Source organism: Citrobacter sp. CK194, assembly GCF_030333395.1.
GTDB lineage: Bacteria > Pseudomonadota > Gammaproteobacteria > Enterobacterales > Enterobacteriaceae > Citrobacter_B > Citrobacter_B koseri.
In genome coordinates this window covers 589,426-608,237 of sequence record NZ_JAOWGA010000019.1, presented here as the reverse complement: position 1 = coordinate 608,237, position 18,812 = coordinate 589,426, and the positions used below count along the sequence as shown (strand labels likewise).

Sequence of the window (18,812 nt, the reverse complement as noted above, 5' to 3'; positions counted from 1 at the left end):
CGAATCCTTACAGGTGAAAATCACCCTGATACAGTTTGATATCAAGCACGGTGGTCATTTGCTGATAGCGGATAAGCACACGCGTAAACAGCAAACCCACCAGCATTGCCAGAGAACGATAGCCTTTCGGCAAACTACGATAGCCAAAACGCAGCGTTTGCGCGCGATGAATGGCCAGCGCTTCATCTAACAGGATAAAAATAAAGCGCCATGTCAGCAGGATCTGCTCGGTCAGCAGCCGTGGCACATGCGCGCGCTTAAGCAAAATAATCAGTTGCGGAAACGGCAGATTCAACACCAGCCAGAACGTCGCCGCCAGTGCGCTCAGGCTGCGCCAGAAGGTTTCATTGGCGGTATTCAACCCTGACGAAGTCACCCCCAGCCAGTAATCGCCAACCGGAACGCTTGCCAGTAACGAGTGAGGATCGCGGCTCACGCTGAATAAAATCGTCACCACGCCCACGCTTAAAAAACCAAACGGTATCGCCATCCAGCGACACCAGCGCCAGAACGAAATCCGCAGCAGCCAGCAGCTCAGCCCGGCGATGAGCGCCAGTTCAATACCCTGCCCCAAAGGAGGCAGGGTAAAGGCCAGAATCATCATCAGCAACCAGAGCAAAAACTTACGCACCGGCGTAACATGAAGCCAGCGGCTCTGGTAGCTGAGTCGATCAAGCCCGGTCATCACGGCGCTGTCTGCCTTTGCTGTAACCGAGAATATAGAAAATCACCGCCGCGCCAAGCGAACCTTGCAGCGTAAACAGCAGACTTTCAATTTCACCGCTGGCCGGTTCATACAATGGCTGGAACCACGGTTCATAGTGCGGCGCCACCACCTGGATCTGGCTTTCCGCTTCGCCGTCAGAGCCACCGAACTCACCGCCATGATCGATAAAAAACGGCAGGATCACCAGGGCAATCACCATAGCTAACAATATCAGCGTCTTTTTCATCTTAATGTCCTTGTGCGGTAATCAACCGGCGTTTGGTCAACTGGTCGTAAATCATGACGGTCAGCAGCCCCTCCGCGATCGCAATGGGGATCTGCGTCAGGCAGAAAATCCCCATAAATTTAATCACTGAACCCATTGCCCCAGCCTGCGGGTCCGGGAATGCCACCCCAAGCTGCACCGACGTCACGAAGTACGTCACCAGATCCGCCAGCATGGCGCAAAGAAAGACGCCAACATCGCGGCGCAGCCCGGCGCGGCAGGCCATTTGCCATACCAGATACCCGACAACGGGGCCGATAACCGCCATCGACATCCCGTTCGCACCCAGCGTGGTCAGGCCGCCATGCGCCAGCAGCAGCGCCTGAAACAGCAGCACAATCGCCCCGAGGATCGCCACAACGCCTGGGCCAAATAAAATCACCGCAAGCCCTACCCCTGTCGGGTGCGAGCAACTGCCTGTAACAGAAGGAATTTTCAGCGCCGACAGCACGAAGATAAACGCCCCGCACAATGCCAGCAGCACCTTCTGGTTGTTATCTTCCTGCACGATACGGCGCAGGCGCACCAGTCCGTACCACAGGCACGGTAAAAACAGCACCCACCAGGCCAACGCCCACATCGGCGGCAGGAATCCCTCCATGATATGCATGGCGAACGCCTGCTCCGGGACAACCATCAGCAATAACGCCGCAGCTAACCCGCTGAAAGACAGCTGTTTTAGCTGTTGTTCAAGTTTCATTCTGCATACTCCCACTGTTTGTTGACCAGAATGGTCGAAAAATAGGGCAGCGGCTGCTCGTCGCTGACCTCATTCAGGTGACGCCAGCACTGCTCACCGGGCAGCGTGGCTTCCGCCATCATCAGGGCGCACTCCAGCAAACCTTCCTGTTGCAGCAATGCTTTAATACGCGCGAAACGACCGTAGACTTTCATCAGTACCAGACTGTCATGCTGCCTTAACGCCTGCTGAATTGTCTCTTCCGCCGCGGTGCAGGAGATCACCGCCAGCGATTGTTGTTCCATCGCCAGCGGCGTTTTTGCGCGGGCGGCAATGGCGGCAAACGAGGTGACGCCAGGAACGATTTCCAGCCACGCCGGGTTGCCGATCCGCTGGAGTAAAAAGACCCAGGTGCTGAACAGCATGGCATCGCCGAGGGTGATGAACCCCACCTGTTTACCCGCCTCCACTTCCTGAACCAGCGCTGCGGCTACCTCATTCCAGACGGCTTCTTTTTCCGCGCTGTCAGCGCTCATTGGAAAGTGGCAGCAGCGGACTTCCGTCTGCTCACCCAGATATTCACGCACAATAGAGAGCGCCAGACTGTCGCCGCCTTTGCGCCCTGCCGGAGCGTAAAGGATATCGAGCGAGCCAAGTATTCGCGCCGCGCGCACGGTGATCAGATCGGCTGCGCCCGGCCCGGTGCTTAACGCATACAGCTTTCCACTCATGCCGCTTCCTCCATGGCCGTATTCAGCGCCTGTTGCAGATGCGCCACGAACATGGCGCGTACCGCCGGATTCTCCCCCAGACCGCTCAGCCACGGCGTCGCCGGGATGCCTGCGGCGTTGAACTGCGTTTTCCAGGAGTCCTCTTCATCGGAAGCCATATCGTTGATGGCATGATCGCCGGCGACAAGCATCAGCGGCATCAGATGCACCGCCGTTACGCCTTCCTGACGTAAGCTCCCGATGAGAATATCCACCTCCGGGTAACTCTCGACCGCTCCCACACGCGCCGGAAAACGCTGCGCCGTCATCATATGGTCCAGACACGCATAGGCCGCAAACGCGTGGTGGCTGGCGCCGTGCCCCATAAACACCACTTTCTCCGTCGCGCCAAGCGTTGGCATCTGCTGCTGTAAAGCCTGCATCAGCTGCGCGTAATCGGCATGGCTGCTCAACAGCGGCACGCCGAGCGTAAGACGGGTAAATAACGGGCGCAGGGTCTGAACTTCACGCACAATTTTTTCGTATTCGTCGCCGTTAATAATGTGCAGGGACTGAATCGCCACATCCTGATACCCCTGTTCAGCAAGCTTCTGCAATGCCTGAAGCGGCGTATCGATTTCAATGCCGTCACGCTGTTTGAGCTTGCGGATAATCATCCCGGAGGTGAACGCGCGAAACAGATCGCGATCCGGGCAGCTGGCTGCCAGATCGCGTTCGCAGGCCACAATGTTCTTCTCACAGGTGTCGTGATAGCTGGTGCCAAAACTCACCACCAGAAGCGCTTTTTTCATCTCTTACTCCTTAAGCAGCGGCCAGCCAGCGCGCCAAACGCTGCGCAAATGCGGCCTGACTTTCCAGTAACTCATCACCCGTTACAAGCGTTGCCGGGCGGGTAATCACGATGCAGGGGATACCGGCATCCAGACAGGGTTGAACTTTTTCCTGATAACCGCCCTCCGCCCCCGATGCTTTTGTCACCACGACATCGGCCTGGCACTGACGATAAAACGCCGCGTTAAATTCAGCGCTGAACGGCCCGCACAGGGCAAAAATCTCACCAACGCCAAATCCCAGGTCGGCACATTGCTGAATGACCTCAGGAACAGGTAAGACGCGGGCCAGCAGTTTTTTGTGCGGCAACCCGGCTCGCCAGGTCGCCAGATCTTTACTTCCGGTCGTTAACAGAACGCGTTCGCCAAAGCGCTGCGCCACATCGCAGGCCTCAGCAATCGTGTGGACATGGTGCAACAGCGGGTGCGTAAGCTCGCTGAGCTGTTCCGGGCGCTGGTAGCGGCTCAGCAACACCCCCGCACTTTCACAGGCGTGCATAATGTTGCGGCTGACGACCTCGGCATACGGGTGCGACGCATCAATGACCCAACGCGTGCGGTGCGCTTTCAGCCAGGCCACCATCTCCTCTGGCTCCAGGCGCCCGCAACGGATCTGACCTTTAATGTCGCCAGCCAGCTGCTTTCCTGTCGGCGTGGCAACCGACAGGGTGTATGCCACCTTTGCCGCATCCAGTTGCTGACACAGCATCCGGGCATCGCTGGTGCCGCCCATAACCAGCACGTCGCCGTAACTCACAGTACGTAACCTCGCGGCGTGATCATCAGACCATCCTGTACGTAAGTGGCTTTGTTGCCGACAATCACCAGGCTGGTCATATCGACAGGCTCAAAATCCATATCGCCGAGCGTGGTCAGCCATTTTTCCTGCTTTTTACGCCCGGCCGACTTCACCACGCCAACCGGCGTTTGCGCGTTTTTGCTGGCGGACAGCAGTTCAAAAGCACGCGCCAGATGACCTTCACGGCCACGGCTGCGCGGGTTATAGAAACAGATCACGAAGTCTGCTTCTCCGGCGGCGATAATCCGTTTTTCGATGACCGGCCACGGCGTCAGGAGATCGCTCAGGCTGATATGACAGAAATCGTGCATCAACGGCGCGCCCAGCAGGGAGGCCGCCGCGATACTGGCGGTCATGCCGGGGATCAGCCGCACTTCAACATCCAGCTTCTGTTTGCTGACAAGTTCCAGCACCAGCCCAGCCATGCCATAAATCCCCGCATCGCCGCTGCTGATCAGCGCCACATTGTGTCCGGCCTGCGCCAGTTCAATCGCCGCCTGACAGCGTTCGATCTCTTTGCACATTCCGGTTTTGATCACCTGCTTGTCGCCGGTAAAGGCTTTTACCAGATGGGTGTACGTTTTATAGCCAACGACAATTTCCGCCGCCTGTAAGGCTTCTACGGCTTCCATCGTCATCATTGCCTGCGAGCCAGGGCCAATTCCAATTACGCTTAACATCAGTGTGAAACTCCCAAAGTAATAGTGACGCCCTGTTCGCGCAGGGTTTCGCCAGACAGTTTTCCGTGACTTAACAGCCAGGCCGCCGGGCCGGATACGCTGCCCACACCGACGGTTTGCCGCACAAATCTGGAGGCCGGGAAGCGATGTTCATGCTCACGCAACGCGTCAGCGGTAAAGGTTTCAAAGGGAACGCGACAGCAGGAGGCAAGCTGGATTAATCCCTGCTCATCTTTTTTGAGCGAGACGCTGCCAATCGCTTTCAACGCCAGCGGATCAAATTTCTGCGCCTCCAGCTGTCGCGCCAACAGCGCTGCCAGCAGCGGGAACGGCGTGTCGCGGCGACAGCCGATTCCGGCGACCACCCGCTGCGGCACCAGTTTCCAGTGCCGGACGGGTATTTCTGGCAATTCATTGCGCAAAGTGATGCAAACCAGCGCATCAAGCTCGGGAAGTTGATGCAGGTCGGTCACGGTGATGAACCCGCGTCGATCGCAGTGACTGACATCGTCTGCCAGCTCCTCATCCCACCACAGCCCGACGCGCTGGTGGCTGACCAGCATCTGGTTGACGATTTTTACCGCCGAGCGGAAATCGGTCATCCGGGCATTGAGCTGAAATGCCAGCGTATCAAGCGCCGCCATATCGTTAACGTCAGTCGCCGTCGTGATAACCGGATCGGCGCCGAGCATGCCCGCCAGATAGCGGGTCAGCGCATTGGCGCCCCCCGCATGACCAGAGAGCAGGCTGATCACATGCTGGCCCCGTTCGTCGATCACCACCACCGCCGGGTCGCTGAATTTGTCGTTTACCAGCGGTGCCAGCACGCGTACCGCGATGCCGGTCGCACCGATAAAAATCAGCGCCGAATAGTTAGCAAACGCATCGCGGGCCGATTGTGCAAATCCGCCTTCGAAGGGCATAAATCCGTCTTCCAGCAGTTTCTCACTGGTAAAGCAGGTTAACGGCAGCATCGCCGCCAGCCGCTTCGCAAGCTGTACGCCGCCGGGCGTCAGACAAAACAGGGCTATAGATTCAGGCTTTACGGTATTCATGGCTAAAGTCCGCCGCATAGAGTTTTGAGTAGTGATACTCATCCCCCAGGAAATTCCCGACCAGAATGAGCGCCGTTTTACGGATACCCGCCTCACGTACTTTGTCGCCGATATCCGCCAGCGTGCCGCGCACGGTCTGGCTTTCCGGCCAGGTCGCTTTGTAGATAACCGCCACCGGCGTGGTGGTCGGATAGCCGCCTTCAATCAGCCGCTCGGCAACCCGGTGAATACGCTGCACGGAGAGATAAATCGCCATTGACGTCTGGTGGCTGGCGAAGGACTCCAGTTGTTCACGTTCCGGCACCGGAGTACGTCCTTCCAGGCGGGTAATGATGAGGCTTTGCGAAACTTCCGGGACGGTATACTCCACCCCCAGCTCCGCAGCAGCGCCGAGAAACGCGCTGACGCCCGGCACCACCTGCCAGTCGATGCCGCGCCGGGTAAGTTCTTCGCCCTGCTCACGCACGGAGCCGTACAGCGACACATCGCCCGTTTGCAGGCGTACGACCGTTTTTCCGGCCTTCACGCCCGCTTCCATCAGGTCCAGAATTTGCTCCAGATGCAGTTCGGCGCTGTCGTGGCACTCAGCGCCTGGCGGGCAATAGTCCAGCAGCTCAGTATTAATCAGCGATCCGGCATAAATAACGACCTGCGCCTGCTGCAACAGGCGATAACCTTTGAGCGTGATCAGTTCACGATCGCCCGGACCTGCGCCGACAAACCATACGCAGCGGGGATCAAATGTCTCAGACATGGTTCTCTTCCTTCTGACAGGCGATAACAAAAACAGGATTATTCGGTTTGAAATAGTGGCCATTGCCGAGGGGAGTGAGTGACGACACCTGCACTTGCAGGCAATCCACCTCATGGATGCCAATCTGTGTCAGATATTCCAGCGCAGTATTCAGGTTTTCCTGAAGGATAAAGGTCATCACCAGACGGCCGCCGGGATGCAATTGCCGCATAGCCCAGTCAATCAGCGTCGTCAGATGGCCGCCGCTCCCGCCCATAAACACCGCATCCGCTTTTTCAGTCATCGTCATCGGCGCTTCACCCGGCAGAATGTCGATATTGCCGCAGGCAAAATGCTGGCGGTTTTCATCCAGCAACCGCAGGGCTGCCGGGTTACGTTCAATCGCCGTAACGTGCAGCGAAGGGTGCTGTAACGCCGCCTCTATCGACACACTCCCGGTCCCGGCGCCTACGTCAATCAGATGGCTGGCACGGTGCAAATCAAGTTTTGACAGCGCGAGCGCGCGAACCGCTTCTTTGGTCATAGGCACGTTCTCGCCACGTAGAAAAAGCTCATCTTTCATCAAGGATCACCACTGCGTTCATGTCATAGTCGGCATTGACTTCACTGACGCGCAGCCAGTGAATCCGCTCGTTTTCCATTGCCAGGTTTTCGCCTATCACCATCCAGCGATGCCCCTTGTCGCGCGCCATTAACTGCGTCGCAATTTCTCGCGGCCCGCAGCGGGCATCCGTCACCATCGCGACCTTGCGATGACGCGCCAGCTCATCAAAACAGACGCTGCGACCGTGGCTGCTGGTCAGCCACATATCGTTCATATCGATACCCGATTGCGCGCACAGATATTGCACTGCGCTGATACCGGGAATAATGCGCACCCGCTCAATGCCAAAATGGGCCACCATGCGCGTCCCGATGCCGTAAAACAGCGGATCGCCGGACGCCAGCACCACGATGCGTTTGTCCTGCTGCCCGGCAATCCAGTTGAGCAATTCCGCAATATTGGCGCCCAGAACAAACTGTTCGCCAGCGAACGCAGGAAACTGCAATAAATGACGCTTTCCCCCCACCAACACATCGGCATCCGCCACGGCCTCGCGTGCCGCTGGCGTCATCAAATGCAGCCCTGCCGGCCCCATGCCCACTACCGTTAGCATTGCATCTCCTCCACAATCTCTTCGATCGGGCGATTGCTACCGAGGATCTGGTTATCAAAAGAGAACATGATGGCGTCGCAGGTAGGTGGCGTTTTCGTGAAGCGCAGCATCTGCATCACACGCATACAGATGCGTTGCGCAAGATGGTTGTAAATATGTTGAAAACCGTATGCTTCAATGTGCTCCATTGCCGCTTCGGTGGTATCGCAGTCGCTGACCCGAGTCAGTAACTCAAGCGGCGCGCCAAGCAGCGCCAGATGCGCCACCAGGGTTTCCATGCGGGCATCTGCGATGTGGCTGTGAGTGTGGAAAATCCCCGCGGCTATTTTAATCAACTTACCGGGATGGCCGATCAACACGATATGGCGGTATCCCAGACGTACCGCTTCTTCAATCATGTAGCCGACGAAATTGCTCATGGTGACGACAACCTGCGTGTCGATCCCCATCTGTTCGCGCACAAAACGCTCGCCGTGGTTTCCCGGCACCAGCACAACGCGTTCCAGACCGGCGGCGCGTTTGATTTCCAGCTCCAGCGACAGCGAGCGTTTCCAGCTCTCCTCCGACATCGGGGTGACAATGCCGGTGGTTCCAATGATCGAAATACCGCCCAGAATACCGAGGCGCGCGTTATAGGTTTTCTGCGCCCGTTCTTCCCCCTCCGGGGCAAAAATTTCAATATCCGCTCCCCGCGCCGGGCCTATCGCTTCGCGTACTACAGACTCAATGGTATGGCGCGGAGTACGATTAATCGCCGCGCTGCCCACCGGCAGTCCAATTCCCTTACGCGTCACGGTTCCCACGCCTTCTCCGCCCTGCAACGTAATCTCGCCGCTATCGTTCAGCGTTACGCGGGCAAAAATCAGCATTCCGTGCGTGGCATCGACATCATCGCCGCCGTCTTTACGGATCGCGGCAATCGCCTGCCGCCCTTCGATGTGCGGCGACTCGACGTTCAGGCACAATGTCACCCCGGACGGCGTAACGATGGAGACCTGATGAATCAGATGCTGGCGTAACACCATCAACGCGGCGACCTTTGCCGCAGCGGTCGCGCACGATCCGGTGGTATACCCTTTTCGCAACGCTTTGCCGTTGTGCCAGACAGGCGCGTCGAAGGATTGATCGCTCATCGCGCCCCCTGCAAGTAATAGAGCATGGCGTTTACGATCGCGGCGGCGACGTTGCTTCCTCCTTTGCGCCCCAGCGCTGCGATAGCTGGCAACGCGCTTTTCGTCAGCGCATCTTTAGACTCCGCCGCCCCGACAAACCCGACCGGTACGCCTACCACGCCGCTCACGGCAACGTCATGCTCAAGCAACCGGAACAGCGCCGTCGGCGCATTGCCGAACACAAACACCTTTTCACTCTCTTCCGTCACGGCGATATCCACCGCCGCCATTGATCGGGTAATTCCCTGCGCTTTTGCTTCCGCCACGACTCGCGGATCGCTGATATAGCAACGGCATTCACCGCCAAACGTCGCCAGCAATGTTTTATTGATGCCGGAAAGCGCCATTGTGGTATCGGTATAGATAATGGATGGGCGACTCAGCGCCGCGCAGAGTCGCTCCAGCGCGTCATCGGAAAACCAGAGAATATCCAGCCAGTCAAAGTCGGCGGTGGTGTGAATCACTCGCTTGATGATCGCTTCGTGAAGCGGGCTGGCAAACTGATACTCCGGGCGTGTCTCGCGAATGATCTCGCCAATGATGTCGAAACTTTTGGCCTCAATCGCCTGGGGCTGCTGAATATATTGCATCGTCTGTTATCCTCAGGCTGCGCCAACCAGCAGGCACCGTACGGCGATAAACAGCGCCAGTGCCAGGGTCGAGGCTACCCACATCAATCGAATCGTTCGGGAAATGTCATCTACTGAAATGCCGCGCTGCGCGTCGCCTATCCAGGGTTTTTCAACACGCTCGCCAAAGTAGTCATTCGGGCCGCCAAGACGAATACCCAGCGCACCAGCAACAGAGGCTTCTGACCACGCGCAGTTAGGACTGCTGTGGTTGTAGCGATCCCGCCAGCCGATATGCAGGGCGCGATAGCCGTCGTAACGACACAACGTCGCGGCAATGCTCAGCAGCAGCCAGCTCAGACGCGCCGGGATAACGTTCGCAATATCATCCAGACGGGCGCTGACCATACCAATGGCGCGATATTTTTCGTGTTTATAGCCAACCATTGAATCGAGGGTATTTACGGCTTTGTACGCCATTGCCAGCGGCGCGCCGCCCAAAAAGAGGAAAAAAAGCGGGGCGATGATGCCGTCTACGGTGTTCTCGGCGACCGTTTCCACCACGGCACGATTAACCTGTTCAGGCTGTAACTGTGAGGTATCCCGTCCGACAATCCATGACAGCTTCTCGCGGCTTTCAGCTAAATCGCCCGCCCGCAGCGGGCGTTCAACATCGCGGGCAGCATTCGCAAGACAGCGGCCAGCCAGCACGGTAAAAATCATCCAGATCTCTACCAGCCAGCCAAACCAGGGATGGATCGCGCTCGCCAGCGCCAGCACGCCCCAGGAAACCGCCCACGTCACGCCGACCACCACCAGCCACATCACCGCTCCGCCAATGCGCAGCGATCTGTCGCTATGGCAGTAACGCCGTACAACACGTTGAGTTGCTGAAATTAAATTGCCAATCCAGCGTACCGGATGCGGCCAGTTCTGCGGATCGCCAATAACGAAATCAAGAAGCCAGGCGATACACCACGCAAGCACGGTCATAGCGCCTCCCTTCCTGCCGCCAGCCAGTGGTTCAGCATTGCAGGACGTTGTGCGAAATGAACGTGAAGGTAGCTTGCAAAGGTATTTCCCATCTGCCAGCCGCCAGACCATTCCTGCAATGTCTTACCATCGCGGACTTTACGGCACGCCATCACCGCCGGGTTTTCCGGGAGAAAATCAGAATAGTGGAACTCATGTCCACGCAGCACTTCGCCTGCCGCCGCCAGCAGCGTTTGCTCTCTGGCCTGCGCTTCGCAGTAGCCAAAGCGGGTCAACCGTTTCCCCATTTTGCTGTGCCCCGGAATCACATCCACCATCCGATGAATCTCTCCACTGGCGTCCTCCAGGGTACTGCCGAGGTACATCAGCCCGCCGCACTCTGCGTAAATCGCCACGCCGCGCTGATGGGCGGCGCGCATTTGCGCCAGCATTGGGGTGTTCGCCGCCAACGCGGCAGCGTGTAGCTCGGGGTATCCGCCTCCCAGCCAGATCATCTGGCATTCCGGCAGCGTGCTGTCATGCAGTGGACTGAAACGCGTCATCGTTACGCCAGTACGTTCCAGCAGTTTGATGTTATCGGGATAGTAAAAGTTAAACGCTTCGTCATCCGCGATGGCAACGGTAAGTCCTTTCCCCGCCTGCGGGTCGGGTAACGCTGGCCACTCGCCAGCAGGCAGCGCGGTTAGCTGACTCAGGGAAAGAAGCGCATCAATGTCCAGCGTTCGTTCAAGCGTATCGGCAAAATCCTGCCACGGCTGTTGATTAACGACGGACTCACGCGCGGTAATCAGCCCCAGATGACGCTCCGGCAACGCCACGCCTTCCACTCCGGGAACATAGCCAAGCACCGGTAGCGAACAATAGCGTTCAATCGCCGTTTTCAGGAGTTGGTAGTGAGTTTCGCTATTAACGCGATTAACAATCACGCCAGCGATATTGAGGTCAGGATCAAAGTGCTGAAATCCCATCACCGTTGCGGCAATGGAGGTAGAAACGGCTTTACCGTCCACCAGCAAAATCACGGGGCAGCCCAGCTGTTTCGCCATCGCCGCCGTACTACAGTAGTTCGGGTCGGTGCCATAGCCGTCATAGAGTCCCATCACGCCTTCGATCACCGCGACGTCCGCCTGCTGCATGTGTTCACAAAACAGCGCGTTAAGCACGGGCTCCGGGAGCATAAAGCTGTCGAGGTTACGGGACGCACTGCCGCATACTGCCGTATGCCAGCCGGTATCGAGATAATCAGGGCCGACTTTGCATGGCTGAACACGCATTCCACGTCTTTTCAGCAGACTCAGCAGACCAAGCGTGACGGTGGTTTTACCACAGCCGCTTCCGGTCCCTGCGAGAATAAATGCGTGAAGCTTTGCCGCCATACCCTGATCCTGTTCAGGGTGGTAGAGGTATTGTTTAGCTGCGTATTACCCCAGTCTTTCGACTGTACGCTACTGAGCAACCCACTTCCCACCGAAGTTGTTGGTAAATACCGACAGGCAGGTCTTCTGGCTTAGCGTCCTCCTCGCCCGTCCTTCCCAATCTTGCGATCAGTGGTCTTACGGGGTCGTCAGCATCACAGCAGCGGGGGCTGCGGGGGATTCTCACCCCCTTCCCTGACACAAATGTGCCAAACCTGTCGGCTGATGTTATGAGCATCACTTTCTCGCTCATAACGACAATTAAATTTTAATTACCTGTTACGCGCCATTATGCCAACGCAATGGTGTAATGACGCCTGTTTTGAATGAAACACTGCGCAAAAGAATAATGAAACCTATTCATAATGACACTGTATCTCATCACAAAAATAAAAACTGGCTCAGTTTATCCTTCAGATAACATTATTTTGTTGCGCTATGACAATTTATTGCTCTGCTATAGTTTTTTTCATTTTATAATGACTGACATACAATACGATATCAAAAATCGGCAATAGCAAAATATTGCTATTTATGCGGACTCGGCGGACGAATTATCATTTATTTGCTGACGGAAAGCCTGTGGCGTGATCTGATAGGTCTGACGGAACACTTTGCAAAAATAACTGGTTTGAGAAAAGCCTAAATTACGTGCAATGCTGGCGATACTCCAGTCACTGTGACAAAGCAGCTCTCTGGCGCTGGCCATGCGCTGTTGGTTTACCCAGGCATTAAAACCGATTCCCTGATATTTCTTGAATAACTTACTAAAGTAGTACGGGCTGAGGTAGACGTGAGAAGCGACATCTTCAAGGCGAAGATCGTCCGATAAATGCGCATCAATGTAGCGTAACGCTTTCTTCATTTTGCTGTCGTGGGGATTGGGCCCACGTTGCGAACGAGCAGGTTCCGCTTGCGGCGGATTGTCTTTAATAACAACAAAATTAAGTTGTTTTTTAAGGCAATTTTCCACAATCAGCTTCAGCAGATCCGCAGAGGCTATCACCCGCGCGTAGTCCATTTCGGGGACGTTTCGGAACTCATTCAACAGTTCAGGATCGGCCTGCCAGCGATCATCGACATTAAGAATATCAACCAGTCCGACATCATCGCTTAAACGTACCTGACCGCATAACACAAACCCCACCAGATGACCGGCAATCACCAAAGGAATGGAGAAATCGGTTAGCCCGGCATGGCAACGATAAATACAGGGCTGATCTGATTTTGACGCTTCCAGCCCCCCGCAGCGATCGCTCATACGGCAACGAATACTGTGTTGAGGATGTTGACGCATTAGCTGACAAAAAGGCGTGAAATTGAATAACTCAGAAATTTCATCACCGTGAATATTGACAACCACGACCGCCAGACTGGTGGCTTGTGCAAAATCCTGTGCGATTTTATTAATGAGTTCTGAGTTCAGGGCACTCGCAGAAATCATGATAAAACCCCTCAGTTAATTTATTGTTGCAAATAGAACATTTATTTCACATTTACCTTTCATCATCACCATACTGTATTAGTGATAAAAAAGTATAAGGGACAATAACAAAAGTCTCCCATCCGTGGGAGACGTTTTGACCAGTTCGTGAAACCAGATCACGAAATGATTTTACGTGTTTCAAAAATACATACGTCCCGTCGTGTTAACGTCCATTTTCCTCCAGCTTACAGGTATTGCACGGTAAATTTTTACCAATCAGGTAACGATAAACCGCAGCTCCGGCGCAAGCTCCGACAATCGGCGCAATAATCGGCACAATAAAATAAGGAATATCGCGCCCCCCGGTCATGGCAATGTCTCCCCAACCGGCAAACCACGCGAATAATTTTGGACCAAAATCACGCGCCGGATTCATCGCAAACCCCGTAAGCGGCCCGGTAGACGCCCCGATAACGGCAACCAAAATACCGATAAGCAAAGGCGCCAGCGGCCCTTTAGGAACCCCATTGCCATCATCGGTCAGCGCCATGATCATCCCCATCAGAATCGAGGTAATGACCACTTCGACCAGCGCCGCCTGCCATACGCTCAGCGCGGCTGCCGGGTAGGTACTGAAAATACTGGCAAGTTGCAGACTCTCCACGCTGCCGCGCACCATATGGTTCGCCGCTTCAAACTCGGTAAATAAGCTACCGTAGAGCAGATAGGCCAACAGCGCGCCGCCGAACGCTCCGGCAACCTGAGCGATGGAATAAGGCAAGACCTTTCGCCCAGGGAAACAGGCAAACAACCACAGCGCAATGGTAATCGCCGGGTTCAGGTGCGCGCCCGATATCCCGGCCGTGAGATAAACGGCAAGCGAGATCCCAAGCCCCCAAATGATGCAGATCTCCCATAGCCCCAGACTCGCACCCGCAACCTTTAATGCACTCAGGCAACCGATACCAAAGAACAAAAACAGCCCGGTGCCCAAAAACTCGGCAATACATTGTGCTTTTAGTGAATCGTTCATTATGACACCTTCTAAGCAGAGTTCGTGTCTTTACCAGCACAACGCCGTACTGGCAGTAGAGTACAACGAGCATCACTATAAAAAGCGGCACCTGTAAATTGTTGGCAATCTGCCGTTAACCTGCCCCGAAAAATCGTGTTGCTATAGCAAAATATTGCTCTCTGTTTATTCTCCAGGGCAATAATGGAGCGTACTCTAACGAATAAAATGCCAGATTAGGAATAATAAAAAATTGCGATCACCAGATATTCGTTTTCAAACAAATATCACAATTCCATTTTTCGCATAGCAAAAGTTATTTATTTTGTCACCCTGTACAATGTAAAAATGGAATAGCGAAAACGAAATAATCATATCAAAAACAACACGGTCAACCTTTAAATTCAACGAGTTATAAAAAATCACAGCAATTTAGTGCTATTGACCACCCATTATTTTTTCATTCTCTTTTTAAAGTCAGCCATTCTTTTTCCTCGCTTCTTTTTATAGTCATCAACATCGGGACAACCCAGGCGAGGTCTTTATGCAACAAGAAGCATTAGGAATGGTAGAAACCAAAGGCTTAACCGCAGCCATAGAGGCCGCAGACGCAATGGTGAAGTCAGCCAATGTGATGTTAGTCGGCTACGAAAAAATTGGCTCCGGGCTGGTAACGGTCATCGTTCGCGGTGACGTTGGCGCAGTAAAAGCGGCAACCGATGCGGGCGCCGCTGCCGCACGCAACGTGGGAGAAGTGAAAGCCGTACACGTTATTCCACGCCCTCATACCGATGTAGAAAAAATCTTACCGAAGGGAATTAGCCAATGAGCAGCAATGAACTGGTGGAACAGATCATGGCGCAGGTAATTGCCCGTGTGGCAACGCCAGAACAAACGGCCATTCCTGAAGAAACCCACCCAATACGAGAGACGGCTATGGCAGAGAAAAGTTGCAGTTTAACGGAATTTGTCGGCACCGCGATTGGCGACACCGTCGGTCTGGTGATCGCAAATGTGGACAGTGCCTTACTGGAAGCGATGAAGCTGGAAAAGCGCTACCGCTCCATCGGAATCCTTGGCGCGCGAACTGGCGCAGGCCCGCACATTATGGCCGCCGATGAAGCAGTAAAAGCGACCAATACCGAAGTGGTCAGCATTGAGCTTCCCCGCGATACCAAAGGTGGCGCAGGCCACGGTTCGCTGATTATTTTAGGCGGCAATGATGTTTCGGACGTGAAGCGCGGCATTGAAGTTGCGCTGAAAGAACTCGACCGGACGTTCGGCGACGTATACGCCAATGAAGCCGGGCATATCGAGCTGCAATACACCGCCCGCGCCAGCTATGCGCTTGAAAAAGCCTTTGGCGCGCCAATTGGCCGCGCCTGCGGCGTGATTGTCGGCGCCCCTGCCTCCGTTGGCGTGCTGATGGCGGATACCGCGCTGAAATCCGCCAATGTTGAGGTCGTGGCTTACAGCTCTCCGGCACACGGCACCAGCTTCAGTAACGAAGCCATTCTGGTGATTTCCGGGGATTCCGGCGCGGTGCGTCAGGCGGTTATTTCAGCCCGTGAAATCGGCAAAACCGTTCTGTCGACCCTCGGCGCGACGCCGAAAAACGATCGTCCGTCCTACATCTGATATCCGTGAGGCTGATTCATGAGATCGAAAAGATTTGAAGCACTGGCGAAACGCCCTGTGAATCAGGACGGCTTCGTTAAGGAGTGGATCGAAGAAGGCTTCATTGCGATGGAAAGCCCGAACGACCCCAAACCGTCGATTAAAATCGTTAACGGCGCGGTCACCGAGCTGGACGGCAAAGCCGCCAGCGAATTTGACCTGATCGACCACTTTATCGCCCGTTACGGTATTAACCTGGCGCGCGCGGAGGAAGTGATGGCGATGGACTCGGTCAAACTCGCCAATATGCTGTGCGATCCAAACGTCAAACGCAGCGACATCGTTCCGCTCACCACGGCGATGACGCCAGCAAAAATCGTTGAAGTCGTCTCACACATGAACGTGGTAGAGATGATGATGGCGATGCAAAAAATGCGCGCCCGCCGTACGCCTTCTCAGCAGGCGCATGTCACCAACGTGAAAGACAACCCGGTTCAGATTGCCGCCGATGCCGCAGAAGGCGCGTGGCGTGGGTTTGATGAGCAAGAGACAACGGTTGCGGTTGCGCGCTACGCCCCGTTCAATGCTATCGCTCTGCTGGTGGGTTCCCAGGTCGGTCGCCCAGGCGTATTAACGCAGTGTTCACTGGAAGAAGCCACCGAACTGAAGCTCGGTATGCTGGGCCACACCTGCTACGCCGAAACCATTTCCGTCTATGGTACTGAACCGGTCTTTACTGATGGCGACGATACCCCCTGGTCAAAAGGCTTCCTCGCCTCTTCCTATGCCTCTCGCGGCCTGAAAATGCGCTTTACCTCGGGGTCGGGTTCCGAAGTACAGATGGGCTATGCTGAAGGCAAATCAATGCTCTATCTGGAAGCCCGCTGTATCTATATCACCAAAGCCGCAGGCGTTCAGGGTCTACAGAACGGTTCTGTCAGCTGCATCGGCGTTCCTTCCGCCGTACCGTCAGGCATTCGCGCCGTACTGGCGGAAAACCTGATCTGCTCCGCGCTGGATCTGGAATGCGCCTCCAGTAACGACCAGACCTTCACCCACTCCGATATGCGTCGTACTGCGCGTCTGCTGATGCAGTTCCTGCCGGGTACTGACTTCATCTCCTCGGGTTATTCCGCCGTACCGAACTACGACAACATGTTTGCCGGTTCAAACGAAGATGCGGAGGACTTCGACGACTACAACGTTATCCAGCGTGACCTGAAAGTGGACGGTGGTCTGCGTCCGGTTCGCGAAGAAGACGTTATCGCCATCCGTAATAAAGCCGCGCGCGCGCTGCAAGCCGTGTTTGCCGGAATGGGGCTGCCGCCGATTACCGATGAAGAGGTTGAAGCCGCAACCTACGCTCACGGCTCGAAAGATATGCCTGAACGTAACATCGTCGAAGACATCAAGTTCGCGCAAGAGATCATCAACAAAAACCGTAACGGTCTGGAAGTGGTGAAAGCCCTTGCAAAAGGCGGTTTCACCGACGTCGCGCAAGACATGCTCAACATCCAGAAAGCCAAGTTAACCGGAGACTATCTGCATACTTCCGCCATTATCGTCGGCGACGGGCAGGTGCTCTCTGCGGTGAATGACGTCAACGATTATGCCGGTCCGGCAACAGGTTATCGCCTGCAAGGCGAACGCTGGGAAGAGATTAAAAACATCCCTGGCGCACTCGATCCCAACGAACTTGGCTAAGGGGTGAAAAATGGAAATTAATGAAAAGCTGCTGCGCCAGATAATCGAAGACGTGCTGTCCGAAATGCAAACCAGCGATAAGCCCGTCTCCTTTCGCGCACCGACAGCATCAACTTCGCCGCAAACCACAGCGCCGCAAGGCGACGGTTTTCTGACGGAAATTGGCGAGGCCAGACAAGGTACGCAGCAGGATGAAGTGATCATTGCCGTGGGCCCGGCATTTGGCCTGTCGCAGACCGTGAATATCGTCGGCTTGCCGCACAAAAATATCCTGCGTGAAGTGATCGCCGGTATTGAAGAAGAAGGCATTAAAGCCCGCGTGATCCGCTGCTTTAAATCCTCTGATGTGGCGTTCGTCGCCGTTGAAGGCAACCGCCTCAGTGGCTCCGGCATTTCAATCGGTATTCAGTCAAAAGGCACTACCGTTATCCATCAGCAAGGGCTGCCGCCGCTCTCCAATCTGGAGTTATTCCCTCAGGCGCCGCTGCTGACGCTGGAAACGTATCGTCAGATTGGCAAGAACGCCGCGCGCTATGCGAAGCGTGAGTCACCACAACCGGTTCCGACCTTAAATGACCAAATGGCGCGCCCGAAGTACCAGGCGAAATCCGCCATTCTGCACATTAAAGAGACGAAGTATGTCGTGACGGGCAAAAACCCGCAGGAACTGCGCGTGGCGCTTTAACAAAGGATACCTCCATGAATACCGACGCAATTGAATCGATGGTTCGGGACGTGTTGAGCCGCATGAACAGCTTGCAGGGCAACGCACCTGCTCCGGCCGCAGCAAGCGCATCAACGCATACCGCAAAAGTGACGGATTATCCGCTGGCGAATAAACATCCAGAATGGGTAAAAACCGCCACCAATAAAACGCTGGATGAATTCACGCTGGAAAACGTCCTCAGCGACAAAGTGACTGCACAGGATATGCGCATCACGCCGGATACGCTGCGCATTCAGGCGGCTATCGCCAGAGATGCCGGACGTGACCGCCTGGCGATGAACTTTGAGCGCGCAGCGGAACTGACTGCCGTACCGGACGATCGAATCCTTGAGATCTACAACGCTCTGCGTCCATACCGCTCGACGAAAGAAGAGCTGATGGCTATCGCAGACGATCTGGAAAATCGCTATCAGGCGAAGATTTGCGCAGCTTTCGTGCGTGAAGCGGCAACGTTATACGTCGAGCGTAAAAAACTCAAAGGTGACGATTAATTTTAGGGA

General features: G+C 55.2%; 22 protein-coding genes and 1 riboswitch. Of the genes, 5 read left to right on the top strand and 17 right to left on the bottom strand.

The genetic code is table 11. The features are described from left to right. Positions 1-7 precede the first annotated feature (7 nt). The 17 genes from OGX80_RS18950 to pduF form a co-directional block, all read right to left on the bottom strand. Entirely contained in the window at positions 8-685 is a 678-nt protein-coding gene (locus OGX80_RS18950; protein ID WP_047462753.1) for an energy-coupling factor ABC transporter transmembrane protein, read from the bottom strand. Then, positions 672-953, bottom strand: a complete 282-nt coding sequence (locus OGX80_RS18945; RefSeq protein WP_012131789.1) for an energy-coupling factor ABC transporter substrate-binding protein — start codon at positions 951-953, stop codon at positions 672-674. Before OGX80_RS18945 ends, OGX80_RS18950 begins: the two co-directional genes overlap by 14 nt. A gap of 1 nt (position 954) precedes the next feature. Further along, complete coding sequence (gene cbiM / locus OGX80_RS18940) at positions 955-1,692, bottom strand: cobalt ECF transporter S component CbiM (RefSeq protein WP_012131788.1); 738 nt, start codon at positions 1,690-1,692, stop codon at positions 955-957. After that, complete coding sequence (locus tag OGX80_RS18935; RefSeq protein ID WP_012131787.1) at positions 1,689-2,402, bottom strand: cobalt-factor II C(20)-methyltransferase; 714 nt, start codon at positions 2,400-2,402, stop codon at positions 1,689-1,691. Before OGX80_RS18935 ends, cbiM begins: the two co-directional genes overlap by 4 nt. Further along, positions 2,399-3,193 (bottom strand): sirohydrochlorin cobaltochelatase, encoded by a 795-nt coding sequence (gene cbiK / locus OGX80_RS18930; RefSeq protein ID WP_012131786.1) that lies wholly within the window; start codon positions 3,191-3,193, stop codon positions 2,399-2,401. Before cbiK ends, OGX80_RS18935 begins: the two co-directional genes overlap by 4 nt. A gap of 10 nt (positions 3,194-3,203) precedes the next feature. Beyond that, positions 3,204-3,989: a cobalt-precorrin-6A reductase gene (locus OGX80_RS18925; protein WP_115181449.1), complete on the bottom strand. Its 786-nt coding sequence runs from the start codon at positions 3,987-3,989 to the stop codon at positions 3,204-3,206. Further along, positions 3,986-4,711, bottom strand: coding sequence for a precorrin-3B C(17)-methyltransferase (locus OGX80_RS18920; RefSeq protein ID WP_012131784.1), 726 nt, complete (start codon positions 4,709-4,711; stop codon positions 3,986-3,988). Before OGX80_RS18920 ends, OGX80_RS18925 begins: the two co-directional genes overlap by 4 nt. Further along, positions 4,711-5,766: a cobalt-precorrin 5A hydrolase gene (gene cbiG, locus OGX80_RS18915; RefSeq protein WP_049011682.1), complete on the bottom strand. Its 1,056-nt coding sequence runs from the start codon at positions 5,764-5,766 to the stop codon at positions 4,711-4,713. The genes OGX80_RS18920 and cbiG overlap by 1 nt, the downstream gene beginning before the upstream one ends. Continuing rightward, positions 5,747-6,520, bottom strand: coding sequence for a cobalt-precorrin-4 methyltransferase (locus OGX80_RS18910; protein ID WP_012131782.1), 774 nt, complete (start codon positions 6,518-6,520; stop codon positions 5,747-5,749). Before OGX80_RS18910 ends, cbiG begins: the two co-directional genes overlap by 20 nt. Then, positions 6,513-7,082, bottom strand: coding sequence for a decarboxylating cobalt-precorrin-6B (C(15))-methyltransferase (locus tag OGX80_RS18905; protein WP_047462740.1), 570 nt, complete (start codon positions 7,080-7,082; stop codon positions 6,513-6,515). Before OGX80_RS18905 ends, OGX80_RS18910 begins: the two co-directional genes overlap by 8 nt. Then, entirely contained in the window at positions 7,072-7,677 is a 606-nt protein-coding gene (locus OGX80_RS18900; protein WP_049011683.1) for a cobalt-precorrin-7 (C(5))-methyltransferase, read from the bottom strand. Before OGX80_RS18900 ends, OGX80_RS18905 begins: the two co-directional genes overlap by 11 nt. Then, positions 7,671-8,810, bottom strand: coding sequence for a cobalt-precorrin-5B (C(1))-methyltransferase CbiD (gene cbiD, locus OGX80_RS18895; protein ID WP_012131779.1), 1,140 nt, complete (start codon positions 8,808-8,810; stop codon positions 7,671-7,673). The genes OGX80_RS18900 and cbiD overlap by 7 nt, the downstream gene beginning before the upstream one ends. Next, a complete protein-coding gene (locus tag OGX80_RS18890) occupies positions 8,807-9,439 on the bottom strand; it encodes a cobalt-precorrin-8 methylmutase (protein ID WP_012131778.1) in 633 nt (210 codons plus the stop codon). Before OGX80_RS18890 ends, cbiD begins: the two co-directional genes overlap by 4 nt. Before the next feature lie 12 nt (positions 9,440-9,451). Beyond that, positions 9,452-10,411: an adenosylcobinamide-phosphate synthase CbiB gene (cbiB, locus tag OGX80_RS18885; RefSeq protein ID WP_047462732.1), complete on the bottom strand. Its 960-nt coding sequence runs from the start codon at positions 10,409-10,411 to the stop codon at positions 9,452-9,454. After that, positions 10,408-11,787, bottom strand: coding sequence for a cobyrinic acid a,c-diamide synthase CobB (locus OGX80_RS18880; protein ID WP_115181447.1), 1,380 nt, complete (start codon positions 11,785-11,787; stop codon positions 10,408-10,410). Before OGX80_RS18880 ends, cbiB begins: the two co-directional genes overlap by 4 nt. 99 nt (positions 11,788-11,886) lie before the next feature. After that, positions 11,887-12,060: riboswitch (cobalamin riboswitch) on the bottom strand. A gap of 298 nt (positions 12,061-12,358) precedes the next feature. Then, entirely contained in the window at positions 12,359-13,270 is a 912-nt protein-coding gene (gene pocR / locus OGX80_RS18875; protein ID WP_012131773.1) for a transcriptional regulator PocR, read from the bottom strand. Between the two features lie 205 nt (positions 13,271-13,475). Continuing rightward, on the bottom strand, positions 13,476-14,285 hold the full coding sequence (pduF, locus tag OGX80_RS18870; RefSeq protein WP_012131772.1) for a propanediol diffusion facilitator PduF: 810 nt from the start codon (positions 14,283-14,285) through the stop codon (positions 13,476-13,478). A 523-nt stretch (positions 14,286-14,808) separates the two neighbouring features. Between pduF and pduA the strand changes: the two genes are divergently transcribed. From pduA to pduE, 5 genes are read left to right on the top strand one after another with little or no spacing between them, the layout of a single operon-like run. Beyond that, positions 14,809-15,093: a propanediol utilization microcompartment protein PduA gene (pduA, locus tag OGX80_RS18865; protein ID WP_001183618.1), complete on the top strand. Its 285-nt coding sequence runs from the start codon at positions 14,809-14,811 to the stop codon at positions 15,091-15,093. Beyond that, complete coding sequence (gene pduB / locus OGX80_RS18860) at positions 15,090-15,902, top strand: propanediol utilization microcompartment protein PduB (protein WP_012131771.1); 813 nt, start codon at positions 15,090-15,092, stop codon at positions 15,900-15,902. The genes pduA and pduB overlap by 4 nt, the downstream gene beginning before the upstream one ends. A gap of 18 nt (positions 15,903-15,920) precedes the next feature. Beyond that, positions 15,921-17,585, top strand: coding sequence for a propanediol dehydratase large subunit PduC (gene pduC, locus OGX80_RS18855; protein WP_047462720.1), 1,665 nt, complete (start codon positions 15,921-15,923; stop codon positions 17,583-17,585). A gap of 10 nt (positions 17,586-17,595) precedes the next feature. Continuing rightward, positions 17,596-18,270 (top strand): propanediol dehydratase medium subunit PduD, encoded by a 675-nt coding sequence (pduD, locus tag OGX80_RS18850; RefSeq protein ID WP_047462718.1) that lies wholly within the window; start codon positions 17,596-17,598, stop codon positions 18,268-18,270. Between the two features lie 14 nt (positions 18,271-18,284). Next, positions 18,285-18,803, top strand: a complete 519-nt coding sequence (gene pduE / locus OGX80_RS18845; protein WP_012131768.1) for a propanediol dehydratase small subunit PduE — start codon at positions 18,285-18,287, stop codon at positions 18,801-18,803. The last annotated feature ends 9 nt before the right edge of the window (positions 18,804-18,812 follow it).

What these genes read in the sequence shown, in the direction of transcription:
- OGX80_RS18950 (WP_047462753.1), bottom strand. Translation starts at nt 685, where the DNA reads ATGACCGGGCTTGATCGACTCAGCTACCAGAGCCGCTGGCTTCATGTT.
- OGX80_RS18945 (WP_012131789.1), bottom strand. Translation starts at nt 953, where the DNA reads ATGAAAAAGACGCTGATATTGTTAGCTATGGTGATTGCCCTGGTGATC.
- cbiM (WP_012131788.1), bottom strand. Translation starts at nt 1,692, where the DNA reads ATGAAACTTGAACAACAGCTAAAACAGCTGTCTTTCAGCGGGTTAGCT.
- OGX80_RS18935 (WP_012131787.1), bottom strand. Translation starts at nt 2,402, where the DNA reads ATGAGTGGAAAGCTGTATGCGTTAAGCACCGGGCCGGGCGCAGCCGAT.
- cbiK (WP_012131786.1), bottom strand. Translation starts at nt 3,193, where the DNA reads ATGAAAAAAGCGCTTCTGGTGGTGAGTTTTGGCACCAGCTATCACGAC.
- OGX80_RS18920 (WP_012131784.1), bottom strand. Translation starts at nt 4,711, where the DNA reads ATGTTAAGCGTAATTGGAATTGGCCCTGGCTCGCAGGCAATGATGACG.
- cbiG (WP_049011682.1), bottom strand. Translation starts at nt 5,766, where the DNA reads ATGAATACCGTAAAGCCTGAATCTATAGCCCTGTTTTGTCTGACGCCC.
- OGX80_RS18910 (WP_012131782.1), bottom strand. Translation starts at nt 6,520, where the DNA reads ATGTCTGAGACATTTGATCCCCGCTGCGTATGGTTTGTCGGCGCAGGT.
- OGX80_RS18905 (WP_047462740.1), bottom strand. Translation starts at nt 7,082, where the DNA reads ATGAAAGATGAGCTTTTTCTACGTGGCGAGAACGTGCCTATGACCAAA.
- OGX80_RS18900 (WP_049011683.1), bottom strand. Translation starts at nt 7,677, where the DNA reads ATGCTAACGGTAGTGGGCATGGGGCCGGCAGGGCTGCATTTGATGACG.
- cbiD (WP_012131779.1), bottom strand. Translation starts at nt 8,810, where the DNA reads ATGAGCGATCAATCCTTCGACGCGCCTGTCTGGCACAACGGCAAAGCG.
- OGX80_RS18890 (WP_012131778.1), bottom strand. Translation starts at nt 9,439, where the DNA reads ATGCAATATATTCAGCAGCCCCAGGCGATTGAGGCCAAAAGTTTCGAC.
- cbiB (WP_047462732.1), bottom strand. Translation starts at nt 10,411, where the DNA reads ATGACCGTGCTTGCGTGGTGTATCGCCTGGCTTCTTGATTTCGTTATT.
- OGX80_RS18880 (WP_115181447.1), bottom strand. Translation starts at nt 11,787, where the DNA reads ATGGCGGCAAAGCTTCACGCATTTATTCTCGCAGGGACCGGAAGCGGC.
- pocR (WP_012131773.1), bottom strand. Translation starts at nt 13,270, where the DNA reads ATGATTTCTGCGAGTGCCCTGAACTCAGAACTCATTAATAAAATCGCA.
- pduF (WP_012131772.1), bottom strand. Translation starts at nt 14,285, where the DNA reads ATGAACGATTCACTAAAAGCACAATGTATTGCCGAGTTTTTGGGCACC.
- pduA (WP_001183618.1), top strand. Translation starts at nt 14,809, where the DNA reads ATGCAACAAGAAGCATTAGGAATGGTAGAAACCAAAGGCTTAACCGCA.
- pduB (WP_012131771.1), top strand. Translation starts at nt 15,090, where the DNA reads ATGAGCAGCAATGAACTGGTGGAACAGATCATGGCGCAGGTAATTGCC.
- pduC (WP_047462720.1), top strand. Translation starts at nt 15,921, where the DNA reads ATGAGATCGAAAAGATTTGAAGCACTGGCGAAACGCCCTGTGAATCAG.
- pduD (WP_047462718.1), top strand. Translation starts at nt 17,596, where the DNA reads ATGGAAATTAATGAAAAGCTGCTGCGCCAGATAATCGAAGACGTGCTG.
- pduE (WP_012131768.1), top strand. Translation starts at nt 18,285, where the DNA reads ATGAATACCGACGCAATTGAATCGATGGTTCGGGACGTGTTGAGCCGC.